The organism is Anaerocaecibacter muris (assembly GCF_943192945.1).
GTDB lineage: Bacteria > Bacillota > Clostridia > Christensenellales > Pumilibacteraceae > Anaerocaecibacter > Anaerocaecibacter muris.
On record NZ_CALPCE010000001.1, the window covers coordinates 58,867 to 84,034 of the forward strand.

The following is a 25,168-nucleotide window of genomic DNA, read 5'->3' on the forward strand; positions in this document are numbered from 1 at the left end:
TAACATTTAACTGTATACACATATAAATGTGAACAAATTGTTAACAAAATGCCGTTTGTCGGCGAACAACTTGCTTGAAGCGAGGTTACACGATGAAACATAAAAAAGATAGCTTGACAGTCCCGTCGCGGGCTAAAAAGTTTTTGATAGCGGCAATCAGCGCGATTATCGCGGTTGCGCTCGTATTGACGTGCGCGCTGTGCTTTACGCAACAGGCAAAGCGGGTTGGAGTGAACAACGAAGTGAACGGCGGCGCACAGCCGTCGCGCACGCTTTCGGCAAACCTCTCGGGCGATCAAACGGCGTTCGGCGCACTGCTCAACGGCGATATTATAGATTTTACTTACAGCGGCGGAGTTCGCTCGATAACGTTGCCCAAAGGTACGTATACTTTGGAAGTGTGGGGCGCGCAGGGCGGCGGCGGCTATCAGAACGGAGTTTTCAGTGCCGGCGTCGGATTGGGCGGCTACATGAAAGGAAATATAACGTTTTCCGCTACTACAACTGTTTATATATGTATAGGCGGAAAGGGTGCGGACGGCTTGTTAGGTAAATGGGGTAATCCTACGTCGTCTGCGGCGGGCGGATATAACGGCGGCGGTAATTCCGGTTGCGAAATGAATAACGACGCTAACGACGAAGGCGGCGGCGGCGGCGGCGCGACTCACATGGCTACAACCAATAGAGGAACGCTTAATAATTACGCAAGTTATACGACTGAACTCCTTATTGTTGCGGGCGGCGGCGGCGGAACGTCCTTTAACCGTGCGGCAGGTTTGGGGCTGGGCGGCGGATCGAGCGGAACCAACGGTAATACCGGCGCCACCGGCGGAACTCAAAGCGCATACGGCGCGGCAGGTACAAGCGGCGAAACGGGCGGAAACGGAAATCCGGGAACTTTCGGTAAAGGCGGCGCAGGCGGTCACGGCACTTCGGGCGGCGGCGGCGGCGGCGGCGGTTATCGCGGCGGCGGCGGCGCGGGTGTAGGCGGTGTAGGCGGCGGCGGCGCGGGTTATTTTAAAAGCGGTATGACCGCTACCGCGCAAAAAAACGGCGAGCAGTCGGGCAACGGCAAGGCGCGTATAACAGTCGTATCGGTCAATCAAAAGCCTACGGCTAAAAATAATACAACGCAGACAATCGCTTCGGGTTTGACGCTCGGAACGGCATATAATACCACTACCGGCAAAAAGGTATACGCGAGCGACTTTGCGCAGACTGCGAGCGGCACTGCTTTGGCGTTTACAAACGGCACTGCAAGCAATTTGGATTCGTTTACAACTACAGCCAACACGGGCTTGTTTTTGGATGCCGCTTGTACGAAAGTCGCTAACTCATATATGGATTGGACGTGGAGCGGCAGTAGCTATTTTACCGTAACAAAGATTTACAAATATCCGAGAAACGGCGTAGACGGCTGTACGTCAAACGGCAGACTTACACTATACGCGCGAGTGCGCGATACGTTTGTATCGGATAGTACAAATGCCGTAAAACAGCGAGGATGGGCGGTTATTCCGTTCTATTTGACTGTCAATAAAAATACAATAGCGGAAAAAACGGCGAGTATAACGTCGCCGTCGGCTGTGTTTTTGGGTAAATCCAATACTGCAACCGCTCCCGCAAAAGACGCGAGCGCTTCCACGATTTACAATCCCAACGGGCAAAACATCTATACCGTTATAGCAAAATCGCCGTTGCGCATTAACCAGTCGTTCACGATAAACGCGTCTGATTTGATTACGAGCAACTATAACGGAACTTATGCGCAAGCGGTCGTATCGCTGACAAATACGAGCGCGTTTGTAAACAGCAACGCAAACCGCAAGTTTAAGGTCAATCAGCTTGACGCAGGCTCCAAGGTAACGGCGTACACGTCTGCCAAAGCCGCGATTGCCAACGCGTTTACACAGTTGACGTTTACTTGTATAAATCCCGATTCGACGTGGCAGGTTGTTCCCGCTACTGTTTATGTCGTGGAAAAAACAAGCGCATACGGATCGGGTTATCCCAACTGCGTTGCGGACGTTGCCGCGATAAATATCAATATTGTCTTTAAAGTAGACAATACGCGGCCTGTGCTCAATTCTGCGAGCAATATTTACAATCTTAAAGTAGGCGAAACCAAGGCGTTATCTTTGGCGAGCTATTTTTCGGATGCGGACGGCGCGATTTCAACTTCCTCGCATAAGATAACCAACGTGATTGTTCCGTCGCACGAGTTTATGCAACTGGACAGATACGGCGACGTCGTTACGGTAGCTTCGCCCAACACGTCTTACTATAATATAGGAACGAAAACGGGCACGACGTCAAAAGACGGCATGTCCGACAGGGCGACGGGCTTTAATTCGGCGATTGCTTTTAACGCGACAAAGGGCGGCACGGACACTTCCAACGAGGCGTTTATGCGCTACACGTATTCGGGCGTAACGCTTAACGTCGTGGGGTTGCGTTCGAGTTTTTCGCAGTATACTTCCGCGCGGGCGAGCGGCGCTCCCGGGCATTTCTATTTATTGATAAATATACAGGATTTGCGCGAGCCGTCCGATACGGGAATTTGGTTGCCTATTGCATTTACGGTAGGGAAAGACACTTCGTATACGCCGGTTGCGGCTATAACTTCGCCCAATTCGGGCACTTGCACCGATAACCTTACGGGTCAGTCCGCGAGCGCGGCGTACCCGACGGCGGCGGGCGACGAAGGCGATTCGTTCTACTTTGCGCCTATGGCTATAAACTACAACGGATCGCACGTTGTGGGCAAGTACAAAGCGGAGGACGCGGACGGCAACAATACGGGCGCGTTGACCGACGCGGGACTTAAACCGCTTGCAATAGACGGCGACAGTTTTTCCACGTCCAACGGTCTTACGGGGCGCGGCGCAAAGCTCAATGAATTTTTGACTATAACGAGCGCGTGCACGCCCGAGTCCATAGTCAAGTCCGTTAGCTCTGCGGGTTATACGTTTGCAAACGGCGTTGCCGAAAATGTTTACTTCAAAGCGCAGTATATACCTATATATATAGAAAAAACTTATTTCGCCGCCGACCCGTATCTTAACGGGCGCGTGGTAGTCAATGCTACAAGTAACGTTGCGGGCATGGGCTTTAACTATTTGACGTTGACCGCCGACGGTGATTATTACGTGTTTAACGGCATAAAAATCACGCTCAAATCGGCGACCATGAACAGATATTTTTACGCCAATGTTTTGATTGCGGACAGTTCGGGCAAGTCAGTGTCGGGCGGCGTAAATATTGCAATACGCGTTACAAACTCCGCGCCGACCGTAATAACCGACGCCGATAAGGTTGCGACGTACCAAAGCGCGGACAATGCGTCTGCGGGCAGTTCTTACGAATACGATCCCGATAACGGAGTTACCACTCCCACATTTACGTATAAAATTCCGCTCGGATCGCGGTTTATCGTAACGCCTTACGACTTTGTTTACGATCCCGACATGGTGACCGTTCACGGCGAGCAAGCTATGCTTTTGGCAAACGGTTTTACGCTCAACGGACTTTCGGGCAGATATAACGCGAGCACGGGCACGCTTTCCACAAGTGCCGCCGCGTCGTCCGACAACACCGCGTTCGACGGTTTGTTCGACAAATCGGTGTATTCGGCGGAGTACTTGACAAGATTTGCCGAGCGGCTCGCGGTCGAAAACAATACGGTAGGCAAGGTGAGCAGAACGGCGAGCGGCACTGCGTCGAGCTCGGCTATCGACGCAAATCAAACCGTTCGGTTCGACAAGCTATACTTTACGCGCACGAGCGACACGTCCGACCCGTACACCTACAATCCTACGGGTACCGACTTTATTGTCAATAAATCCAACACCGACAGCTATATTTCGTGCGAATACGGCAAGTCGGTGCAGATAGGCTCCGTCACGTTCGGCATGGACTTTTTAATCTTTACCGCCGACACGCGCACGACGCGTCCCGCAATTATCGAGCTTGCGGTGCGCGACAGATACGGCGACGCTTCGACCGATAGCGGCACGGTTATTCCCGTGAGAATAATGATAGAGGTTGTCAACACCTCGCCGCGCGTTAAGGACGTCAATCGTTACGCGGAACTTGCCGTTTCGCCTATAAACTCCGACGGACAAATTCAGATAAGCGAGGCGTTGTTCTCCGCAAACGGCAACAAGGGCGCGGACGGTCTTATGATAGATCCCGACGACGATTCGCCCGAATTTATCACTTCGCGCGGAACGTTCCTTGCAAACACACCCGACCTTGCCAAGGCTTACTCGCATATCACTTCGTTTACCGAAATTCCCGCGCAGTTCTCGACTGACAACGGCGTCGCAAGCGGCAGACCGCTGTCCGATTACGTGTCGGCTTCGCTTATTTCGCGTTTCGAGCTGTCCGCAAAGGCAGTAAGCTCGACAAAGGCTATCGAGAGCGGCGTATACGTTTATTTCTTCGTAAGCGACGGCAACGGCGGCTCGGCGCTCGGCTTTGTGCGTATCGAGGTGGTCAACTCCGAACCCGTGCGCAACGCTTCGCCCGAAAACGGGTTTGACGGCAAAGACCCGCTGTGGGCTATCGAAACGACCAGCCTTGCCGATATTGCGCGCAACAGATATATAGTCGGCTCGACTGCGGCGGCGGAAAAACTCAAAGCCCAACGCGGCGCGACCGACGGCGATATTAAACTTATTTCCAACGATTACGACGGATTGCACAACGCAACCGTGCTTTCGCCCGTGACGGTAGTTAAGAACGCCGTTGACGGCAAGGACGTTACGAGTTATGTAAATCTCGACGTGCCCGAGGACAAAACGCAAGCTATTTCGCGCGCGACGTTTGAAAACGCCGTGCCGTCCGTTGCCGTGGCGCTCAATTTTTCGTCCTCAACCGCGCCCGCCGCGGTCACGGTGTTTACCGCGCAAAAGACGGAAACGGGATATAATCACATTGCGGCATTGCCCGAAAGTCAGTTCTATGTCGGGTTCCTGTTCATGCTGAACGGTAAATGGGTCGATCGCGACACGCTTTTGAACGAGCTTAACGGCAAGAGGATTGATCAAGTTTCGGACTGGTTCGACGAAAACGGTCGGTGGATTGCTACCGATTGGGCGTTGCATTTGCAGGCGGCGCGCGGCTTTAACGACCGCTTGGGCATTACTTTGTCGGTGCGCGATCAAGCCTCGGTCGGCGGCGACACCGCGGGCAAGGATACCGCGTTCGCGTCGGACAGAAACGGTAACGCGACTGTTGTCGGCAGACTGGAAACGACCGTGTATCACACCGTAATGAGCACCGGTATCCGTACAAAAGACGAATATTCGGCGTACAACGGATATTACGTTGTCGAGCACGCGTTGAATAACGTTAATACCGCTTACGTTCCCACGTATGACGGCGACAAAACCTCTGTTTACGGTTCGGGCGATGACGTTACGAATATCACATACAACACCGTCAGCGGCAAGAACGTTCTTGTTACCGACGGTAGCGGTACGGAAACGATAAAAACTCGCGCGACGGGCAGCGCCGATAACACGCTTGCGGGCACAAACTCGGGTGCGGTATATTCCGCTACCGCGGATTACGAAAACAGCGGCGCGTATCGATACCCGTCGGTTATCGAAATTCCGAGCGACACGACTAAAAACGTGTACGTGCCTATGAGCTACTTCGGACTTATTGAAGACCTTATCGGTATTAAACCGAACACTGTCGGAAGTGTTTTGTACCTCGAAGACTATGTCGGTTACGACATGCGCAAGTGTGCGGTTAAAACGTACTCGCGCAATAATATCGACGCGTACAAAAATTTGGTGTTCAATATTTCGGACGGCACGACGAGCTGGGGCTTTGACGGCGAATCGATTGATAAAAACCCGTATATCGATATTTCCGCGTTCGACGATTATTCGGCGGACGGCTCGACGAGCAGTGCGAGTAAGTTTACAGATAAATACAGCGCGCCGTACTACAATAACCGTCTTTCCGTTCCCACGGTAAACGGCAATAACGAGCTTATAGGATACGAGCAGGATTCCGCCAATGTCGATAACTTCGTCGGCAACGGAACGCTTATGTATCTTGAAAATCAAGCGACGCAGTTGCAAGAACACAACTTCGGGCTTGTGTTTAAAAAGAAAGACGTTCGCACGGGCGTGCGCGATTTGACGCTTACAATCAAGCTCGCGCGTTCCAAAGGCAATAAGAATGCCGAGGACAACGACGATGACGATTACCGTACCGTTTCGGTCAATATTCACATCGAAAACGCAAAGTTGGATTTATATGCGGACGACGGCACGGGCACCGAAACGGGCTTGAAGTACGACGGCACGACCTACTATTACGACGTGGAAATGCCGTCCGCGACGTCGCGTTCGTTCGCGCTGTTGCGCAGGAACGCCAACGGCAATATCGAAGCCGCGTCCGACGAGTTTAAAAACGCCGACAAGATAGCGTACACCGACGCAGACTATCACGACGGAGATTATCGCGACCGCGCGTACTTCCTTACCGATTCGTTTGCTCGGTTGTCGCAGTGGACGTCGGGCGAGGCGGGATATACCCGCGCTATGGCGCTTAACGACGATCAAACGAAGTTCGTCAACACCGCCGCGAGCAAGTCCGCGCAAAGCTCGCTTGCCAATTATTTCGGCGTGGACGTAAGCAATTTGGCGGACGTTGAAAACATTACTTCCGCGTTCTGTCCGAACGACGGTATTTACGGATCCAACTCTTATCCCAACGGTTCCGACGGTTATAGCAGTTATTTCAACGTGTCGCTGTCCGACGAGGGCAGGGTGCTTAACATCATGTCCGGTCGGCAGACGTTTATAAACGCCGTGGCTCTGCCCGCTATCGTGGGCGGCGCGCTGACGCAAGAGAACGTCGCGGAAGCATACGCCAAGCGCGGGCTTGTTGCTGTTTACGACAACGCGTCCGTCGATCCCGCGGAGCCGTCGCGCATTTACTATCCGTTCCGCGCGCTTATTTACGATAACTGCGGCGCGGGCTGGATGGACAGCGCGTGCGTCGCGGTGGAACTGCGCATTACGGTTACCAACGCCGATCCATCGCTCAAAACCGTGGGCGATGAGGTTATAGAAAACGGCAAGGTTGTCGGGCGCGAATATTCCATGAACCTCGCGGTTGGCAACAGCGTTACCATCAACCTTTACGATCTTGTTACCGACCCCAACATGTACGTCGAGGGCGAGAACGGATATTATATGCTCGCCACAGAAAAGACGTTTAAAGAGAACGCGAAGGGCATAGACCTCGAAACGGGCGACTACCTCGATTCGCCGTTCAAGTATGACGAATATCTTAACGGCAAATCGTACATTGCGGATAACTACGCAATGGATAAGGACGGTAAGTATTTCCGCGACGGCGGCGGCTTGTCGCTGATGTCCGACAAAACCAAAGACGTCACTATGTGGATGGAAACGCCGCGCGGCACGGTTTTGGGCAACGACGTTAAGCCGAGCACCAACAATATATCGTTTACCGTGCATAGACGTTCAACGCAAACGGTTGAGGAAAACGGCGTGGAAAAGAGCGTCGCCGTCAACCGTTACAAATTCACGCTCAAATTTTACGACAGTTTCGAGCGCAGCACGCTCAAATTCACGTTTATAATCAATGTCACCAATCAAGCCCCCGTCATTACCGCGACCAAGCGCAACTTTACAATGCGCGCGGGCGACGATCTGACCGTGCTTACTTCTTATTACGACGCGTTTATCGGCGGCGTTGCAGGCGGCTCTGCGGCTTACAACAATTCCGCGACAAAGGCGTATCTCGACGAACGCACCAATCCAAGCTCGGGCGTATACCTCGGCGACGGTCAGAATAACGCGACGGGCGACGAATACTGGAAGTTTAAGGATATTAACAGCAGCCTTAAAGACGAAATCGTGTACGACAGCACGAGCGAGGTAAAGCCGAATATTCATCTCGGTTATCTTGCGCTTGCAAGCGACGACACGCCGTGGAGTTTGCGTATTACCGACATCAAGTACGACAATAACCCCGCAACGTCCAAAATTTGGGTTGACGCGCGTGATTTCCAACTCAAACACGAGAGCGGCGACGACTTATCGACTCATCCGATTTCGTTTGTTATACGCGCGCAGTCCGCTTGCGTAAACGAGCCCGTCACCATAACCTTGACGGACGGCGAAAACGGCGTTGTAAGTTGCACGCTGTACATTACGATAGTCAGTTCTCCGCCCGTCGCGCTCGATTATTCCGACGCGACCGATCGCGAACAGATTAAAAAAGCGGGACTCGAACCCGAATCGGGCGCAAACGGTTATTTGGACGGCGTTTATCGCATATTCACCGTGCCGAGCGGCGCGGGCACGTTTGCGGTAGAGGGCTTTACAGACCTTAAAACCGCAAAACGCGAATTTACGATCAACATGCAAAACGTCGCAAAAGACCCCGACGGCACGTCCGAAACAGCCAATATGAAGCTGTACCGCGACGGTAGCTTTACGGTCAACGGCGTTGCGCTTGTACGCGACGACAGCAGGGTATATCACGCCGACTATTTCGATATAAGCGTTGCTTCCGACGAGCGGTCGTTCACTTTGACGGCGACGGGCTTTAACCCCGATTCCGATCGCGGTTACGAGGAGCTTACGTTCCGCATAGCGGACTACGGCAACGGCGATTATGCCAATACGTTGCTTATAACTTTGCGCGTGTACACGCTGTATTCCGATATGACAAACCCGACCGTTTCGGCTATGTCGGAGGGCGCATATACGAGCTATCTTAAAGGATCGCAGGTCGTCAATGTCAAGTCTTACGACGGTTATTACAGCACTGCCAATGCCGAACGTTCCAAGTACGCGTATTTGAAACTCGACGGCAATACGGGCAACGACGGCAACACGTCGTCGCCGATTGTCGATCCCGACGTTTCAAAAACCGATAAACAGACGTATACCGCGCGGCTTTACGCGTTTATCGATCGCAACGAGTCGGGCGAGTGGAAAAAACTTTCCGACACGTCGTTAAGATCCATGTTCAAACTGGACGCGGCGACAAAAACGTTTAGGCTGAACACCGATAACAACCGCGATTACAGCGACTATTTTATCGGTGGAATATCGTATAACGGCAACGACTTGCTTACGTCGAGCGGCGCGGCGACGCGCATTGCCGAAATAGGCAAGTATGTCGATTTCGAGTTTACTGCCGACGGGTCCGCGGTTATGTTTACGCCCAAAGCCTCCACGCTCGATAACGAGAATATCTTGTTGTACGTCGAGGTCGAGAAGTATTTGGGTTCGCGGTCGTATACGCGCAAAGACGCAGTGCTGTCCGCCGGGTCGCTGTTCAAGTTGAAAGTAGAGGATTCCGCGCCCAACGCCGTTACCGACCCCGATCTTGCGGAATCGGAAATCAAAGACGTAAACTGGCTTGCTTCGGGCGCGAAAGGCGACAGCATAACGTTTAAAATTCACGACCCCGAAAATCCGTTCGGCGCGTTGTTTACCGATTCGGACGCGGGCGATATAGTCACAGTCAAACCTATTACGGACGACGGATATAAAACCGTGCTTGCCGAGGCAATTAAGGACGACCCTTCGCTCGATTGGGCGGCGTCCGAGGGCAAGCCGCGCGCGTTTACGATTGACGTAAATCAAGAACAAGGAACGCTCACGATTACCGTCAATCGCAGAATTGATAAACTTGTCAACGGCAGATATGCTTCGTCGGTCAGCTTCCCCATAGTTTTGGAGGGCGTTGACAGAATGAATAAGAAGGCGCGCACCGTTATTCGCTTGACGGTGCAAAACCGCGAGGCGAGCGCGCGCCCCGAAGTTTCCAAGTTCGACGAGGACACGGGCGTAGGCTATACCTTCCTGCGCGATACCGAGGGCAATTATTCCATTGACGCGCGCGTCAGATTCAGCCAGCCGCTCGATATCGATATTTACGACTTTATGATCGACGAGGATATTACGTCCATGACCGCGGACACCGATTCTTATGTGTTTGCGGGCGTGTCCGAATCGACCGCCATACAGATTTATCCTTACAAGTATCTTACTAACGAGCTGCAACAGGTTTATTGGTACGACACTTCTTCCGGTCAGCCCAGCGACGATCCCGATAAAAAACGCGAAATCGCCACGGTCGAGCCGCTCGGCAAAGATAATTGGCACAGAACGGGGCTGCGTATTGTCGCAACGGATACCACGCGCACGCTTTCGGCGCGGACGTTCTTGCGCATAGCCGACAGATCGACGGACACAGTTACGAGCGACGAGGTAGGCGGCGTGTTTATCACGCTTAATATAACCGTCATGAACGATGCGCCTACCGTCAAGAAGGATATGGAAACTACGTCCGTCGTTATGATGGGTTCGGACAAAGCTACTCCGTCGGGCATACTTTGCTATATCGGCGACTATGTCGAGGATAAGAACGAATCGGACGTTGTGGGCGATATTCCCAGCGCGTCGTCGGACACATATCTGCGCGTATTCTCGCAACAGCCGCTCAAACTCGGCAGTCTGTATTCCAAAATGTACGACGCCGTAGCCGATCAGGGCGTCGATGCTGTTGCGACCGTAGATTCGTCGGCGTTGTTTACGGTCACTATACCGCAACAGTTGCCTGCGGATTTATTGCGCGCGCGCAAGGATGCGGGGCTTACTCCCGAGGATAAGGACGATAAAAACGACTTTAACCAGTGGTTTGTTATCACGCCTATCATGGGTTATTACGGAAGCGGATCGGTCGAAATTACGGTCGCCGACGGCGATATTAACGCTCACCCCGACACGCTCACCACCACGTTCCGTATCAACGTTCAGGTCGTGTACAGCCCCGACGAAATGGAAGACACGCTCAATCCCGTAACCGTCGCATGCTGTAAGACCGTCACGCTCGATACCGATTCGCTCATGCCCGAGCTTGAAAACAAGCTGGATATAGACTTGGGCGGCGCGCGTGCGGGCGAGAACGATACGTTCAGTCAAGCCGAATATTACGCGTTGACTTATGTCGATTTCCAGAACGGCGCGGATGGCGATTATGCCGAAATCAAGCGCGTCGGGTCTACTTCGACTTGGACGGTCACTGCGGGGCGGCAGGTCACTTTCGACCCGATTAGAGTAAATGTAAGATACTCGCTTATCTCCGACCCGACAAAGGTTTACAGCAAGCATTTCTTCCTTAACATAATAGCGAACAAAGCGCCCAAACTTATATACGGCGAGATAACGTTCGTGCGCTATAACAGAACGGACGATATTCTGCGCGACCTTAACGACGCCAACTCGATTAAGTTGCAGGCGTATCAACTGTTCTCCGACGAGGACGACCCGCAGGGCACGGCGTTGCGCTTTATCAGCGTCAAGTCCAAGGTTCCGTCGCTTGTCAAAGTGTCGCTGTCCGAGGATAAACGGTACCTCAATATCACGTTTGCGGCGCGCGGCGAGTCCGAAATTACGGTGGAAGTCACCGACGAAACGGGCACGCCGGTAAGTTTGACCTTTGTCGCCAAAAATACGGATCTACCCGAAGGCAGTCTGTGGTTGCGCATGCGCGTGAGCTTTGAATCCAACAAACTTGTTTGGGTAATCGTTATTTGCGCGGTAGCATTGCTGTTGATAATCCTTATAATTATAATAGCGGTGTTAAGCAAGCGCAAGCGCGAAAGAGAGGAGCTCGAAGCGTTGCTCGTATCCGAAATGGAAATAGAGGAGCAAATGTTGAAGCTCGCGGGCGGACCGTCGCCCACCGACTATCAGAGCTTCGGCTACCTGCAAAGCGCGCCCATGGAGCAAACGCCCGACCTCATGCTCGGCGCGGGCATGAACGACCCGTCGCAGGCTGTGGGCGAGCTTGCGCCACCGCCGCAGGACATAAACGACGGTATGCCGCCCGTTGACGGCGACAATAATATGTAAGCCGCGGCAGATTGCGCCCGCGTTTGTAAAGACAACAAAGTCACGTTAAAACCCCTCCGAATGAGCGACGCTCTATCGGAGGGGTTTTACAATGTATCGTATTTGCATTTAAATGCCGTTTATAAGGCGACTGATAAATTTCGACAAGATAATCGAATATATAAACTTTGTCGCCGTAAACGCCGTTAAATCGCTGTAATGCGTTGTTTTTGCGCGGCATTATATCGTTTGTCGTTATATGTAGCGTGACGATATTCGCGTGCGCAGTGTACGCGAGGGGAGTGAATATTAAGGTCGATTTAATTCTGATTGCAGGTATTCCGATTACAGTATGTCTATTTTTTCCGCGACGACTTTGCCCGTAGCTTTGTTGCTCAATCGCTTTATGTCGTCGATCGCGCCGGCTATGACGATAAGGTCGTCGGCGAGCAGTTTGCAGTCGCCCGCGGGCGAGGTAATTATTTCGTCGCCGCGTTTTATAACTACAATGTTTACATGTTCGGTGTTGCGCAAGTCCAACTCGATAAGTGTTTTATCCTGCCAACGTTTGGGCGTGCGAATTTCGACCATGCGGAAGCTGTCCGCAAGCGTCATTATTTCCACGACGTTGGGCTTGGCAAGCACGGCGGCAAGGCGTTCACCCATGGCTTCTTCGGGTATTACCACCGAGTCCACGCCTATGCGTTCGAGCACGAGTTTGTGTTTTTCGTCGCTCGCTTTGGATATAACTTTGGGTATGCCCATCTGCTTGCACAGCAGGCTGATGAATATGCTCGCTTCTATGTTGGATGCGATACATACTATTGCAACGTCCATGTTGTTTATGCCCAGACGTTCGAGGTTGCGTTCGTCGGTTGCGTCCATGCACACGGCGTGCGTGCAGTACGGCGATATTTCGTTTACCAGTTCTTCGTCCTTATCGACGACGAGAACTTCCGCGCCGTATTCGTTTAACGCTTTTGTGAGCGCGACGCCGAACCGTCCCAGTCCGAACACTACATACTGATTTTTCTTCATATTTGCTCCTTGTCTAACCTATCATTATATTGGCGGGCGGATATTTAATGCCCGCGTTGTCGCTGCTGGGGATCATCATGCCGATGCTCAACGGTCCGAGCCTGCCGATAAACATTACTATTATCAGTATATAATGAGCGGCGGGCGAGAGCAGCGGGCAAACGCCTACCGACAACCCTACGGTGGAGAATGCCGACATAACGTCGAAAAGCACCGAGGTCGTCGAAAAATTTCCGTCGGTATAGTTTATTATCACCGTTCCCGTCAATATCAGAATGCCGGCGAACAGCAAAACAGCCACTGCTCGGAACGCCGTTTTCGGCTTGACGCCGCGCATGCCGATCAATATGTCGTTTTTGCCGCGCAGACCGGAAAGACCCATAAGCAAAAGCACCGCAAACGTGGTCGTTTTTATTCCTCCGCCGGTGCCGCCGGGGGAAGCGCCTATAAACATAAGTATACAGGTAACCGTTCGCCCCTGCGTAGACAGATCGCTCTGCTCTATAGCATTAAAGCCTGCCGTTCGAGCCGTTACGGATTGAAAAATACTGTTTAGAAGCTTTTCCCCTCCGCTCATTCCCGCAGTTGCCGCAGAATGGAACTCGCTACCCAAAAAGAAGAACGTTCCGAAAAGGAAAAGAGCTAGCGAAACGACGAGCACTATTTTTGTGTGAAGCTTAAACCTTTTAAAACGAAATCTGCATGAAAATATGTCGTGTATAACGGTGAAGCCGAGCCCGCCGAGCGTTATGAGCGCCGCAACGATAAGCAACACGCCGGCATTGCCCTTGAAATCCGTCAGCGATGCGTACGGAGCAGCTTTCGAGCCGAGTATATCGAAGCCGGCGTTGCAAAATGCCGATACCGATGTGAATATAGCTTGCCAAATACCTATACTGCCGTTCTTCGTACAAAAGAATGGCAGCAAGAGCAGCGTGCCTGCAAGCTCGATCGCGCCCGTCATTATCGCGATATTGCGCACAAGCTTGACGATGCCTTTTATTCGATCCTGTCCGAGTGCTTCTTGCAAGGTTACGCGGTCTTTGAGAGTTATGCGCTTGCGGATTATCATGAATACGAGCGTCGCCAACGTCATTACGCCGAGTCCGCCTATTTGTATAAGAATAAGTATAATAACTTGCCCTAATGCGGAAAAATCGACGGTAGTGGAGCGTACGACCAATCCCGTAACGCATACTGCGCTCGCCGATGTAAATATCGCGTCGTTAAAGTTCAGCCATTCGCCGTCGGTATTGGAAACGGGCAGGGCGAGGAAAAACGCGCCTACAAACATGACTGCAAGAAAGCCCAACAACACTATAAGCATGGGGCGCATGCGCAGTTGTTTTTTTATTTTAGGTCGATCACCGCTCATTTGTTTGCACACTCCGTAAGTATACATGCGGCGTTTGCCGACATGGCTTCGCCGCTACCTATAATCCCCAGTCCCTCCGTCGTCGTTGCGGAAACGTTTATTTGCTCGACTTCGATATTCATAGCCTCCGCCAAACGCTTGCGAATTTCCGGAATAGCGGGCGCGAGCTTGGGGCGTTGCGCCGCTACTACCGCCGAAATATTTCCGACGGTCAGTCCGCGTTTTTTTACTCGGTTTGTCACGTCTTTAAGCAATTCGATAGACGAAGCGCCGAGAAACTTATCGTCGGTGTCGGGGAACAGCACGCCTATATCGGGCAACCCCGCTGCGGATAGCAATGCGTCCATTATCGCATGCGTCAAAACGTCCGCGTCGGAATGTCCGTCAAGACCGAGGTCGTATTCTATATTGACGCCGCCGAGAATAAGCGGTCTGTTTTTTACGAGCCTATGCACGTCGAAACCCGCGCCTATTCGACAGGAACGTGGAAGACTGCGATAAAGGTCGCTCGCTACGGTGATTTTTATATTGTCGTAATTTCCCTCGATAAGGCGAGGGGAATATCCCGCCGCGGCGTATACCTCCGCGTCGTCCGTACAGTTAGCCGCGCCGCGTTCGTATGCGCTCAAAATTTCCGAATATCTGAAAGTCTGCGGCGTTTGCATGTTATACAGCTCGGCGCGCGGCAGGCTTTGCACCTCTCCGTCTGAATTTACGCGCTTTACCGTATCCACCGAAAGCACCGCAACAATTCCGCTGCCGTGCTCGACGGCGGATTTTATAGAACGCAATATTAAATCTTCGGTCACGAACGGACGCGCGCCGTCGTGTATGACTACTATATCGCACGGGCGAGCTTTAAGCCCGTTATAAACGCTTTGCGCGCGCGTATCGCCGCCTTTTACAACGGTCGTGCGCGGATAGTCGGCGACTATTTCCTCGATACGGGAAAAGTCGGCGTCGGACGCTACGACCGTAATATCGGTTATAGAGTTTATGCCCGAAAAAACGTCGAGTGTCGTTTCGAGCACGGTTTTTTGTCCGAGCATGTGTAATACTTTGTTATATGTCAGTCCCGTTCGCTCGCCCTTGCCGGCGCACAGTATAACTGCGCCGACCGTCGCCGCACAGACATTGCAATCAGTTTTGGATTTCATACAATGTGTGCGCGTCCTCCTTCGACGCTTTTTCGTTCAACGACTTTACGGTGAACTTTATGGGCGTTCCCAGCCGAACTTCCACGACGTCGCCGATTTTTATAACGCACGCGGGTTTGACCTGCCTGCCGTTTACGTAAATCTTGCCGGCGTCGCAAGCCTCCGCCGCGACGGTGCGTCGCTTAATCAGTCTGGAAACTTTTAGGAATTTGTCTATACGCATAACTTTATTATTATACCACTGTCGAAAATAAAAGGCAAGTAATTTAACATAACGCCTTGTTGCGGCGAGGACGTGCGATTGAGTTATGGGGTGGTATCCAATGCAAGCCTATATGCTGCTTATATTATATAAGGTTTATAATAGGTGAGTGTATATAGCAGGAAAAGGCGAGGGCGACGACGATATTGTATCGTTGCAATTTTATATATTAGCGTAGCAAAAAAGCCTAAAAACCGCGTCGAAAAAAATTTTAAAAATTTTTTAAAAAATTTGTTGAAAACGCTTGACATTAAATATGGGGTTTGCTATACTAACAAAGCTGTCCGACGAAAGCAGACAGCAAGCACATTAACAAGTGAATAGATTTTAGCGAATTGAACTTTTTTAAAAACAAAGTCAATTATTTTATGTCAGTATGTTTTTGAGAAGGAATCGGTTACTTTATTATAGATAGCTTTAAGGGCTTGTCCCTTTGGTTATACAATTATTTTAGAGTTTGATTCTGGCTCAGGACGAACGCTGGCGGCGTGCTTAACACATGCAAGTCGAGCGGAATATGGGGGCTTGCTCCCATATTTAGCGGCGGACGGGTGAGTAACGCGTGAGCAACCTGCCTTAAACTGCGGGATAACACTTAGAAATAGGTGCTAATACCGCATAAGACCACACTTCGGCATCGGAGAGGGGTAAAAGATTTATCGGTTTAAGATGGGCTCGCGTCCCATTAGTTAGTTGGTGAGGTAACGGCCCACCAAGACTGTGATGGGTAGCCGACCTGAGAGGGTGATCGGCCACATTGGAACTGAGAAACGGTCCAAACTCCTACGGGAGGCAGCAGTGGGGAATATTGGGCAATGGAGGCAACTCTGACCCAGCAACGCCGCGTGAGCGATGAAGGTCTTCGGATTGTAAAGCTCTGTCGCAGGGGACGAAGTATGACGGTACCCTGTAAGAAAGCCCCGGCAAACTACGTGCCAGCAGCCGCGGTAATACGTAGGGGGCTAGCGTTGTCCGGAATTACTGGGCGTAAAGGGAGTGTAGACGGCTTGTCAAGTTAAGTGTGAAAGCCTGCGGCTTAACCGCAGAATTGCACTTAAAACTGACTCGCTAGAGTGCAGGAGAGGTGAGTGGAATTCCTAGTGTAGCGGTGGAATGCGTAGATATTAGGAGGAACACCAGAGGCGAAGGCGGCTCACTGGACTGTAACTGACGTTGAGGCTCGAAAGCGTGGGGAGCAAACAGGATTAGATATCCTGGTAGTCCACGCCCTAAACGATGGATACTAGACGAGGGTGGCTTGCCCATCCGTGTCGTAGCTAACGCATTAAGTATCCCGCCTGTGGAGTACGGCCGCAAGGTTAAAACATAAAGAAATTGACGGGTCCCCGCACAAGCAGCGGAGCATGTGGTTTAATTCGATGCAACGCGAAGAACCTTACCAAGACTTGACATTGCGTGACAGCCTGTGAAAGCAGGCCTCCCTTCGGGGCACAAAAACAGATGGTGCATGGTCGTCGTCAGCTCGTGCCGTGAGGTGTTCGGTTAAGTCCGTCAACGAGCGCAACCCTTATTTCCAGTTACCAATATTAAGTTAGGGACTCTGGAAAGACTGCCGTGGATAACACGGAGGAAGGTGGGGATGATGTCAGATCATCATGCCTCTTACGTCTTGGGCTACACACGTGCTACAATGGGCGCTACAAAGAGTTGCAAAGCCGTAAGGCCCAGCCAATCTCAAAAAAGCGTTCTCAGTTCGGATTGTGGGCTGCAACCCGCCCACATGAAGTTGGAGTTGCTAGTAATCCCGAATCAGCACGTCGGGGTGAATGCGTTCCCGGGGATTGTACACACCGCCCGTCAAGCCATGGGAGTTGGGGGTACTCGAAGTCGGTCACGCCAACCTGCAAAGGAAGCGTCCGCCTAAGGTAAAACCAATGACTGGGGTTAAGTCGTAACAAGGTAGCCCTACGAGAACGTGGGGCTGGATCACCTCCTTTAAGGAACCTACAATTAGAGTAGGTTGCTAAAAACAAAATTCAGTTCTCAATCGATTATCGGTTCGCTTAAATCTATCACTAAACTGTGTGTTACGAAAAGACTGTGTTTTATAAACGCGGTCTTTTTTGTTTTGCTAATTGTTTGGCATATGCGGGTAGCTGTTAATTATATTCATATTCGCTATTTGTAATGGAAAGTTTGTCGTGCGGTTTATCGTGCAATAACTCGCTTTTAAAAAATTAAATTGTATCGGCGAAATCATATTGTTTTGTCGGTTGTTTAGTGTTATAATACATTGGAAGTCCTGTAACATTATCGTGTATGTGAGGAAAAAATGAATTTGTACGATTTTGATGCGGAAGTTAATTACAAATCGGGCGCGTTTAATAAACATTACAGAACGCGCCTTGCCGGGAGAGTTAAGCGAATAGTGAAGCAAAATTTGCCGAATTCCGTTGCGGATAGTTTTTTGCACGGTAGATATTATACTGCGATAGTTACAAAGCCGCTATGTCTTTACAGGGTGTTTGGCAGATATAAAGGAGAATATTTTACGGACGAACAGGGAAACGCGCGCGTTGTGGGATCTTTTGCGAACGGGGCGTTCGTCACCACGGAGTTTGCGGAATCGAGAATAGACGCAAAAATCAGACTGGCATTAGAGCCTGCTTGGTTAAATTCTCATGCTTATGAAGCTAAAATCATAGTGCCGAAAGGTACGATTTTGAATATAGGTAAAGTCGCGCCCGTAACAACCAAAGGCGGGACGTTTTTAAGCGGCGGAGCGGATCAAATTTTATTGCCGCGTGATTGGTCGGAAAATATAATTGTCGGTTATCGTTATATTACGGTTACTCAATTAAGAAATCCGCCCGAATACAGTATTAAAAATATTCCGTCATTTGATATTAAAAGCACTGTTTATCCGCTTACGTGTCCAAAGTGCGGAAAGACAGATATTCGATTGTTATCGCAAGACGAACGGATCGATTATATTGGGTCAAAGGGCAATAAATATACGACGCGCCACATTTGTTTAAATCCTAAATGTAATTGTAATTGGTAAATATTTTGCGTCACGGTCTAAGCATTTAATAAGAAAAAACCTCGACGATAAGGAATTAAAGTCGAGGAGTTTTCCGTTCGCATAATTGCGATTTATTGTAAAGCGTGTTTTTCGGTTGCTAAAACATATTTGCTTTACAATATTATATTGCGCAGTCTTCGAACTATTATGCGCGCCATATCAAAATATTTTAAATTTTATGCAAAGCGTTCGGGCGATTTTCGTTTACGTATTGACAAACGCGCAAATTTGTTATATGCTTATACCGTATGCGCAAGGCATTTGCGCGTGCTCGGAGAAACGATGTTATGGAAAAGACAAAGACCGTCGCGTTAATCGCGCATGACAATAAAAAGCCCGATATAGTAAACTGGGCAGTGAATAATCGCGCCGCGCTTGAAAAGTTTAATCTTTGCGGTACGGGCACGACAGCGCGGCTTATTTCCGAAGCGACGGGGCTTAACGTCAAGCGGTATCTTTCCGGTCCGCTCGGCGGCGATCAGCAAATCGGCGCGAAGATAGCCGAAAAAAAGATTGACGTCGTTATATTCTTTTGGGATCCGCTTGCGGCGCAACCGCACGATCCCGACGTAAAAGCTCTTTTGCGCATTGCCGTCGTATACGATATTCCCATTGCGACAAACAAAGCTACCGCTAATTATGTAATACATTCTTCGTTGATTTAGGTTATTGCTATGATTTCCGTGCTTGGTGCGTATTCGGGTGAAACGTCAAACGAATAATAAAAGCACATACACGAAAGAAACAAATCTGTGATTGTCGAAAAAATCCGCAATGCTTATGCAGAGCGGATTTTTCATTGTCGCTGTAATAGCGATTTTATTTGTAAAGCGAATTTAAATCTTTTTCGGCGTAATAAAAGTTAATTGCTTTACACTTTTATATTGCGCAGAATTTGCCCGATTATTCGTACACTTGTAAATTTTCTTTTATGAATTGCAGGTAATCTTTGCGTTTAATCTCATAGCCGAGCGCGCAATATTGCGCGTAGGCGCGTTTCAGCCCGTCTGTAAGCTCTATTGTCGGCGGGGAGAGTTTGTATGCCGCCGAGCAGTCGAGGGCGTATGAATAGGCATAGAAGGGAAAATAACTGCGTTGCTCTACGTCGTTGCCGACGGTATAAACGCGCGGAGCTTTGCCCGCCGCGGCATAGCAAGCTCGCACCCATTCGATCCCGCTCACCGGCGCTGTACCTATATTGTACACGCGTTGTTCGGGCGTTGTTGTAATTAGAACTTCCGCAAAACGACAAACGTCTTCGACGTGAATAAATTGAAGTTTGAAACTTTCGTCTGCGGGTATGTATGCGGGCAAGTCGCGCGTAGCGCAGTCGAACATAAATGCTTCGCGGTACACGTTGTTATATTCGCCGTAAATGTATGGCGGGCGAACGGTATATGCGTCGGGAACGCGTGACGACAGCGCGCGTTCCGCGTCGATTTTGCCCAAGCCGTAGTCGCCCCAAAATTTGTTTATGCCCGTAGCCGTGTTTTCGGTAAACGGTTGCGCCGCCCATTCGGGATAAACCGCGCTCGAACTTATAAGCACATATTTGCCGAAGTCGCCGAGCGCGTCGAGTAAATTATTTACGTCGTTCGCGTTGTACGCCGTCACGTCCAAAACCGCGTCGAAGTAATGGCGTTTTAATAAGTTGCGCAAGTCGTTTCTGTCGGCAATTACGGGCGTTGCGCCCGCGGGTTGAGGTTTTGAGCCGCGGTTCAGAACAAAAACGTCATGCCCGCGGGCAATAAAATATTCCGCCGCATATCTGCTAACGAAAACCGTTCCGCCCGTTACCAAAATTTTCATGCGCACCTGCCTCGATAGTTTTCGATAGAATTATATCACGACTTTGGCGATATTGCAATATCGAATAATCAAAAAACGAAAAAATCCCGCAATAACGAGTATCGTGGGAATTTTCGTTTTCGCTTTCGTCTTTTTAAGCGAACCGTCTGTAAAACGCAGTGGAGTAGGAAGTAATATCAAAGTAGTTCAATAAACTTATCGTAAACCCGTAACGTCTTACACTATTATATTGCGCCGTTTTCGGCATATTATGCGCCGCGCCGAAAAAAATTTTTCCAGTTTTACAACACATATAACTTGACTGTCGCCGTCGCGCGGTATATACTTAAACCGTTGATAATCACGGTATTATAGGAGGGCGCGAATAATGATAGCTGCGGAAAACGTCGTTAAGAATTACGGCAATGCGGAAGTATTGAAAGGTGTTTCTTTGGAGGTTGCCGACGGCGAGTTTGCGGTTTTGCTCGGCGCGTCGGGTTCGGGTAAGACTACGTTGTTGACTGTGCTGTCGGGGTTGGAACGCGCGGACGGCGGGCGAATAGTATGCGACGGGCGCGACATTTCGGCAATGACCGACAAACAGCTGACGGCGTTTCGCCGCGAAGCCGTGGGATTTATATTCCAGCAATACTATCTGTCCGATAATTTGACCGTAGACGGTAACGTCAAGTTGGGCGCGCAACTTGCGGGCAACAGAAACTATCGCGACATAATAGCCGCGGTCGGGCTTGCGGATAAGCTGAAAAGCCTGCCGCGCGAGCTATCCGGCGGGGAGCAGCAGCGCGTTTGCATTGCTCGCGCGCTTGCCAAAAATCCCAAAATACTGTTTCTCGACGAGCCGACGGGCGCGCTCGACGAAACCACGGGCAGGAGCGTGCTCGATTACATAATAAAATTAAAGCATGAGCTCGGCTTTACCATGCTCGCGGTTACGCATAATATAAATATCGCAGAAACGGCAGACGCAGTTATAAGCATGAACAGCGGTAAAATAACCGAAATCTCGCGCAACGCCGCGCCCAAATCCGCTTACGAAATAGGTTGGTAAATATATGATAGTAAGCGTTAAGAGCGGAATAAAGCTGATAGGCATATCGATAGTGACGTGTTGCGCGGTGTTCGTTTGCACGTTTTTTACTAATTATTATTTGGACGTTAGGTCGTTGGCTCCCGACGCTGTCGGCGGTATGAAAGAACTGTTTGACGCGCAAATCGTCACGGCGAAGTTTACGTGTTTAATTACGGGCGGGGTGCTCGGCTTGCTGACGGCGGGCATGCTTGCATTCTACATCAAGTTGTTTATCGACAGCGAAAGCAAGCGGCTGGGCATGCTTAAAGCGATGGGCTATTCGTCCGCCGCGCTCGCGTTGCGGTTTTGGGTGTTTGGGTTGAGCGTGCTCATCGGCGCGGCAATCGGGCACGCCGCGGGTTTTGCGGTTATGCCGTACATTTACAAAGAAATGACGATTAGTGGCATGCCGCCGACGCAGATACGTTTTCACGCGGAGTTGCTTGTCGCGCTTGTCGTTGCGCCGTCCGTGGTGTTCGGAGCGCTCGCGTGCGCGTTTGCCGCGATAGCTTTGCGTAGGACTCCCGCGGAGTTGTTGCGCGGCGAGCGGCGGCGCAAACACAAAGCAAAACAGACGGGCAAGATAACCGACAAGCCCTTTTTGTTTGAAATGTGCGGCGCGACTTTGCGCGGCAAAAAATCGGCGGTGTTTTTTATTGCGTTCGCGTGTTTTTGCTTTGCGGCAATGATACAAATGGGCGTGTCTATGTTCGATTACAGCGGCGTTAGCATGAGTATGATGATTTTGTCGATCGGTTGCGTTTTGGCTGTCGTGGCGTTAATAATGGCTGTTACGACGGTGATAAACAGCAACAAACGCAATATTGCCGTAATGAAGGCATTTGGATATTCCAAAACGGAGTGTTCGGCGGCGTTGCTCGCGGGTTACGTTCCGTTTGCGTTAATCGGGTTTACCGTCGGCACTGTTTATCAGTATGTTCTTATGAACGTAATGATTAACGTCGTGTTTAAAGACGCATTGGACATGCCCGAATACGGGTTTGACGTGCCTGTGTTTCTTATTGCACTCGCCGCGTTTGTCGTGTGCTATGTCGCGGCGATGCTGTTCTATTCTTACCGAATAAGCAAGATTTCGGTCAAGTACGCAATGAGCGAAGAATAGAAAAGTCAGGGCGGAATAAAAATCGCAAAGCAAAACGTCGGCGTGTTTCAACCGACGTTTTTGTTGTTTTGCAACGGTTTGTTATTTGGATTTTTTATCGGTCTTGGGCATGGTCGTGTACTTGACTTCCTGCGGTTTTTCGCCGTCGCCGTCGTTGACCTTGCCGAGGTAAGAGGGGAGTTCCATGCCGTTCATTTTAAACAGTTCGTTGAGCGGGGGAACCGCGCCGAGCATGCCCGAAAGGAAGTTTGCGGTTGTCGGCTTTTCGCCGTTCATGCTGTCCCAAACAGTGACCTTGTCGATTTTAAGATTTTTGATAGCGTCCACTTGGAGTGCGACAAGGTCTTGAATTTTGTCGGCGATAAGCATCTTGACCGCGTCGTCGCTCTTGCCGCCCGTTGCGCTTATAATCTTGCCAAAGCCTTCCGCCTGTTTGGTAAGGATTTCGAGCTGACCTTTAGCTTCCGCAACGCGCTTGGCGTATTCTGCATCCGCTTCGCCCTGCGCCTGTCTGCGTATGCGTTCCGCAACGGCTTCCGCCTCGATTTCCGCTTTTTGCTTTTGGATTTCGGCGTTTACGAGAACGTCCGCTTCGAGCGTCGCACGCTCGCGTTTTGCACGTTCCGTTTCCGCTTGTTGTTCGGCTTTGTACGCTTCTTCGTTGGCTTTTGCTTGCGCTATAAATTCCGCGCTCTGCGCCAAACGGTTGGCTTCGGCTTCCGCCTCGCGCAGCTTGGCGTTGGATTGACTGATGAGAACTTTGGATTTGTTTTCGCCGTCGATAGCTTCGGAGTTGGCGGCGGCGACCTGTATACGTTCGTCGCGGTTGGCGTTGGCTTCGCCGATCGAGCCGTCGCGGTGTTTTTCCGCAACAGACTTCTTTGCGTCGTTTATAACTTTTTCCGCCGCCTCTTTACCGAGCGCCTCGATGTACCCCGATTCGTCGGTAATGTCGGTGACGTTGACGTTGATTAGGCGCAAGCCAATCTTTTTGAGCTCGCCCTCGACGTTAATCGATACCGCTTCCAAAAACTTGTCGCGGTCGGTGTTGATTTCCTCGATGTCCATGGTGGCGACTATCAAGCGGAGCTGACCGAAGATAATGTCCTCGGCGAGCCGCTGTATTTCGCTCAACGGCAAACCGCGCAGACGCTCGGCGGCGTTTTGCATGACGCCCGACTCGACGGAAATGCCGACCGTAAAGCGCGACGGCACGTCGATACGTATGTTTTGCCGCGAAAGCGCGTTTTTAAGATCTACCTGTATGGACATGGGCGTAAGGTCGAGAAAGCTGTACGCCTGAAAGAACGGCCATACGAACGCCGCGCCGCCGTGTATGCACTTGGACGAACGCGCTGTGCCGTCGGGCGCTTTGCCGACCTTACCGTAAATAACCATAACTTTGTCGGGCGGGCACTTTTTGTACCGCGTCGCGAGCGTTGCGATAAGAATTATCACGAGCAAAACGGCTACGACGACAATCGCGACGATTCCGCCTATTGCGCCGTTTGAGAGGGAAGAGAAAGACATTTGCATAAAGATTTACACTCCTTTGATGTGTTATTTGACAGTTTCGATTGTAATCGAGGGCTTTTTGTACTTGGTGACGAGCAGGACGTTTGCGCCGATATGCTTTAATACCTTTATTTCCGCAGCGGTCGGAAGCGGATCGCCGTCGTCGGTGACGGCTTCGTATTCGGTGTAGCGTTCCTGAATAAGCACGTTCACTTTGCCGTGACCTTGGCGCGCGGGCGGAACGGTAAGATACACCGTGCCGATTTTTCCGACTGCGTTTTGCGGATTGAGGTTGCCGCTGCTCTGCATTTTTTCCATGCCCAGCATTGCGCCCGCCATGCCGCACGCCGCCGCAAAACCGCAGACCAGCGCGACAATCAGCGAGTAGTACCAGTCGAGCGAATAGCACAGCGTGTAGCCGACCCAACCGCCGATAGCGAGAAACGCGATAATCGAACGCAGGCTTATAAGCCGCAGTCCGAACGCCGCCAAAGCTCCGCCGCCCGTATCGGATACGTCGGGCGCGCCGTCGTTAGCCCCCGAATCGCCGACGGACCCGCCGCCGTCGAGCATGGACGGAATGTCGCCCGAAAAGTCGCCGTCTGCGCCGTCCGCGAGGTCAAACCCGTCGCCGCCGTCGGTCAGCCCCCCGCCAATCGCGTCCGCGTCGTTCGAGCCGCCTATAAGCATCATAAGTATTTGCAATACAAGTAAGAAAGTCGCAACGCAGGCAATGATAAACATTGTCTGTTGAAATGTTGACATCGAATTCCACCACACGGCTCATAACCTCCTGTCGGATATTATATCAAACTTGCACGCATTTTGTCAATATCCGTAACTATATAATACACGCGGAAAATAATAC

General features: G+C 51.0%; 12 protein-coding genes and 1 rRNA gene. 6 read left to right on the forward strand and 7 right to left on the reverse strand.

Annotation, left to right across the window (positions count from 1 at the left end; all coding sequences use genetic code 11):
* The first annotated feature begins 92 nt into the window (after positions 1 to 92).
* Positions 93 to 11,927, forward strand: coding sequence for a glycine rich domain-containing protein (locus tag NFR57_RS00255; protein WP_251181828.1), 11,835 nt, complete (start codon positions 93 to 95; stop codon positions 11,925 to 11,927).
* A 324-nt stretch (positions 11,928 to 12,251) separates the two neighbouring features.
* On the opposite strand, the gene NFR57_RS00260 is transcribed toward NFR57_RS00255, so the two are convergent.
* From NFR57_RS00260 to NFR57_RS00275, 4 genes are read right to left on the reverse strand one after another with little or no spacing between them, the layout of a single operon-like run.
* Positions 12,252 to 12,944, reverse strand: a complete 693-nt coding sequence (locus NFR57_RS00260) for a potassium channel family protein (RefSeq protein ID WP_251181829.1) — start codon at positions 12,942 to 12,944, stop codon at positions 12,252 to 12,254.
* A gap of 13 nt (positions 12,945 to 12,957) precedes the next feature.
* Positions 12,958 to 14,319: a TrkH family potassium uptake protein gene (locus NFR57_RS00265; RefSeq protein WP_251181830.1), complete on the reverse strand. Its 1,362-nt coding sequence runs from the start codon at positions 14,317 to 14,319 to the stop codon at positions 12,958 to 12,960.
* Complete coding sequence (gene ispF, locus NFR57_RS00270; protein WP_251181831.1) at positions 14,316 to 15,476, reverse strand: 2-C-methyl-D-erythritol 2,4-cyclodiphosphate synthase; 1,161 nt, start codon at positions 15,474 to 15,476, stop codon at positions 14,316 to 14,318. The genes NFR57_RS00265 and ispF overlap by 4 nt, the downstream gene beginning before the upstream one ends.
* Positions 15,460 to 15,699 carry an RNA-binding S4 domain-containing protein gene (locus NFR57_RS00275; protein ID WP_251181832.1) on the reverse strand — a complete coding sequence of 80 codons (240 nt, stop codon included), beginning with the start codon at positions 15,697 to 15,699 and terminating at the stop codon, positions 15,460 to 15,462. Before NFR57_RS00275 ends, ispF begins: the two co-directional genes overlap by 17 nt.
* 484 nt (positions 15,700 to 16,183) lie before the next feature.
* Here NFR57_RS00275 and NFR57_RS00280 point away from each other — a divergent pair.
* The 3 genes from NFR57_RS00280 to NFR57_RS00290 all read left to right on the forward strand — a co-directional run bounded on the left by NFR57_RS00280 (position 16,184) and on the right by NFR57_RS00290 (position 19,449).
* Positions 16,184 to 17,696 (forward strand): 16S ribosomal RNA (locus tag NFR57_RS00280).
* 335 nt (positions 17,697 to 18,031) lie between these two features.
* Positions 18,032 to 18,763, forward strand: coding sequence for a hypothetical protein (locus NFR57_RS00285; protein ID WP_251181833.1), 732 nt, complete (start codon positions 18,032 to 18,034; stop codon positions 18,761 to 18,763).
* 308 nt (positions 18,764 to 19,071) lie between these two features.
* Positions 19,072 to 19,449, forward strand: a complete 378-nt coding sequence (locus tag NFR57_RS00290) for a methylglyoxal synthase (protein WP_251181834.1) — start codon at positions 19,072 to 19,074, stop codon at positions 19,447 to 19,449.
* A gap of 238 nt (positions 19,450 to 19,687) precedes the next feature.
* Here NFR57_RS00290 and NFR57_RS00295 read toward each other — a convergent pair whose 3' ends face one another.
* Positions 19,688 to 20,593: an NAD-dependent epimerase/dehydratase family protein gene (locus NFR57_RS00295; RefSeq protein ID WP_251181835.1), complete on the reverse strand. Its 906-nt coding sequence runs from the start codon at positions 20,591 to 20,593 to the stop codon at positions 19,688 to 19,690.
* 367 nt (positions 20,594 to 20,960) lie between these two features.
* On the opposite strand from NFR57_RS00295, the gene NFR57_RS00300 reads away from it, so the two are divergent.
* Together NFR57_RS00300 and NFR57_RS00305 are read left to right on the forward strand one after the other, a co-directional pair.
* Positions 20,961 to 21,641 carry an ABC transporter ATP-binding protein gene (locus NFR57_RS00300; protein ID WP_251181836.1) on the forward strand — a complete coding sequence of 227 codons (681 nt, stop codon included), beginning with the start codon at positions 20,961 to 20,963 and terminating at the stop codon, positions 21,639 to 21,641.
* A gap of 4 nt (positions 21,642 to 21,645) precedes the next feature.
* On the forward strand, positions 21,646 to 22,785 hold the full coding sequence (locus NFR57_RS00305; RefSeq protein WP_251181837.1) for an FtsX-like permease family protein: 1,140 nt from the start codon (positions 21,646 to 21,648) through the stop codon (positions 22,783 to 22,785).
* Between the two features lie 81 nt (positions 22,786 to 22,866).
* Here NFR57_RS00305 and NFR57_RS00310 read toward each other — a convergent pair whose 3' ends face one another.
* Together NFR57_RS00310 and NFR57_RS00315 are read right to left on the reverse strand one after the other, a co-directional pair.
* The gene (locus NFR57_RS00310; RefSeq protein ID WP_251181838.1) at positions 22,867 to 24,321 is read right to left on the reverse strand and encodes a flotillin family protein; all 1,455 of its coding nucleotides are present in this window, start codon (positions 24,319 to 24,321) and stop codon (positions 22,867 to 22,869) included.
* Between the two features lie 24 nt (positions 24,322 to 24,345).
* On the reverse strand, positions 24,346 to 25,065 hold the full coding sequence (locus tag NFR57_RS00315) for a hypothetical protein (protein WP_251181839.1): 720 nt from the start codon (positions 25,063 to 25,065) through the stop codon (positions 24,346 to 24,348).
* Between the last annotated feature and the right edge of the window lie 103 nt (positions 25,066 to 25,168).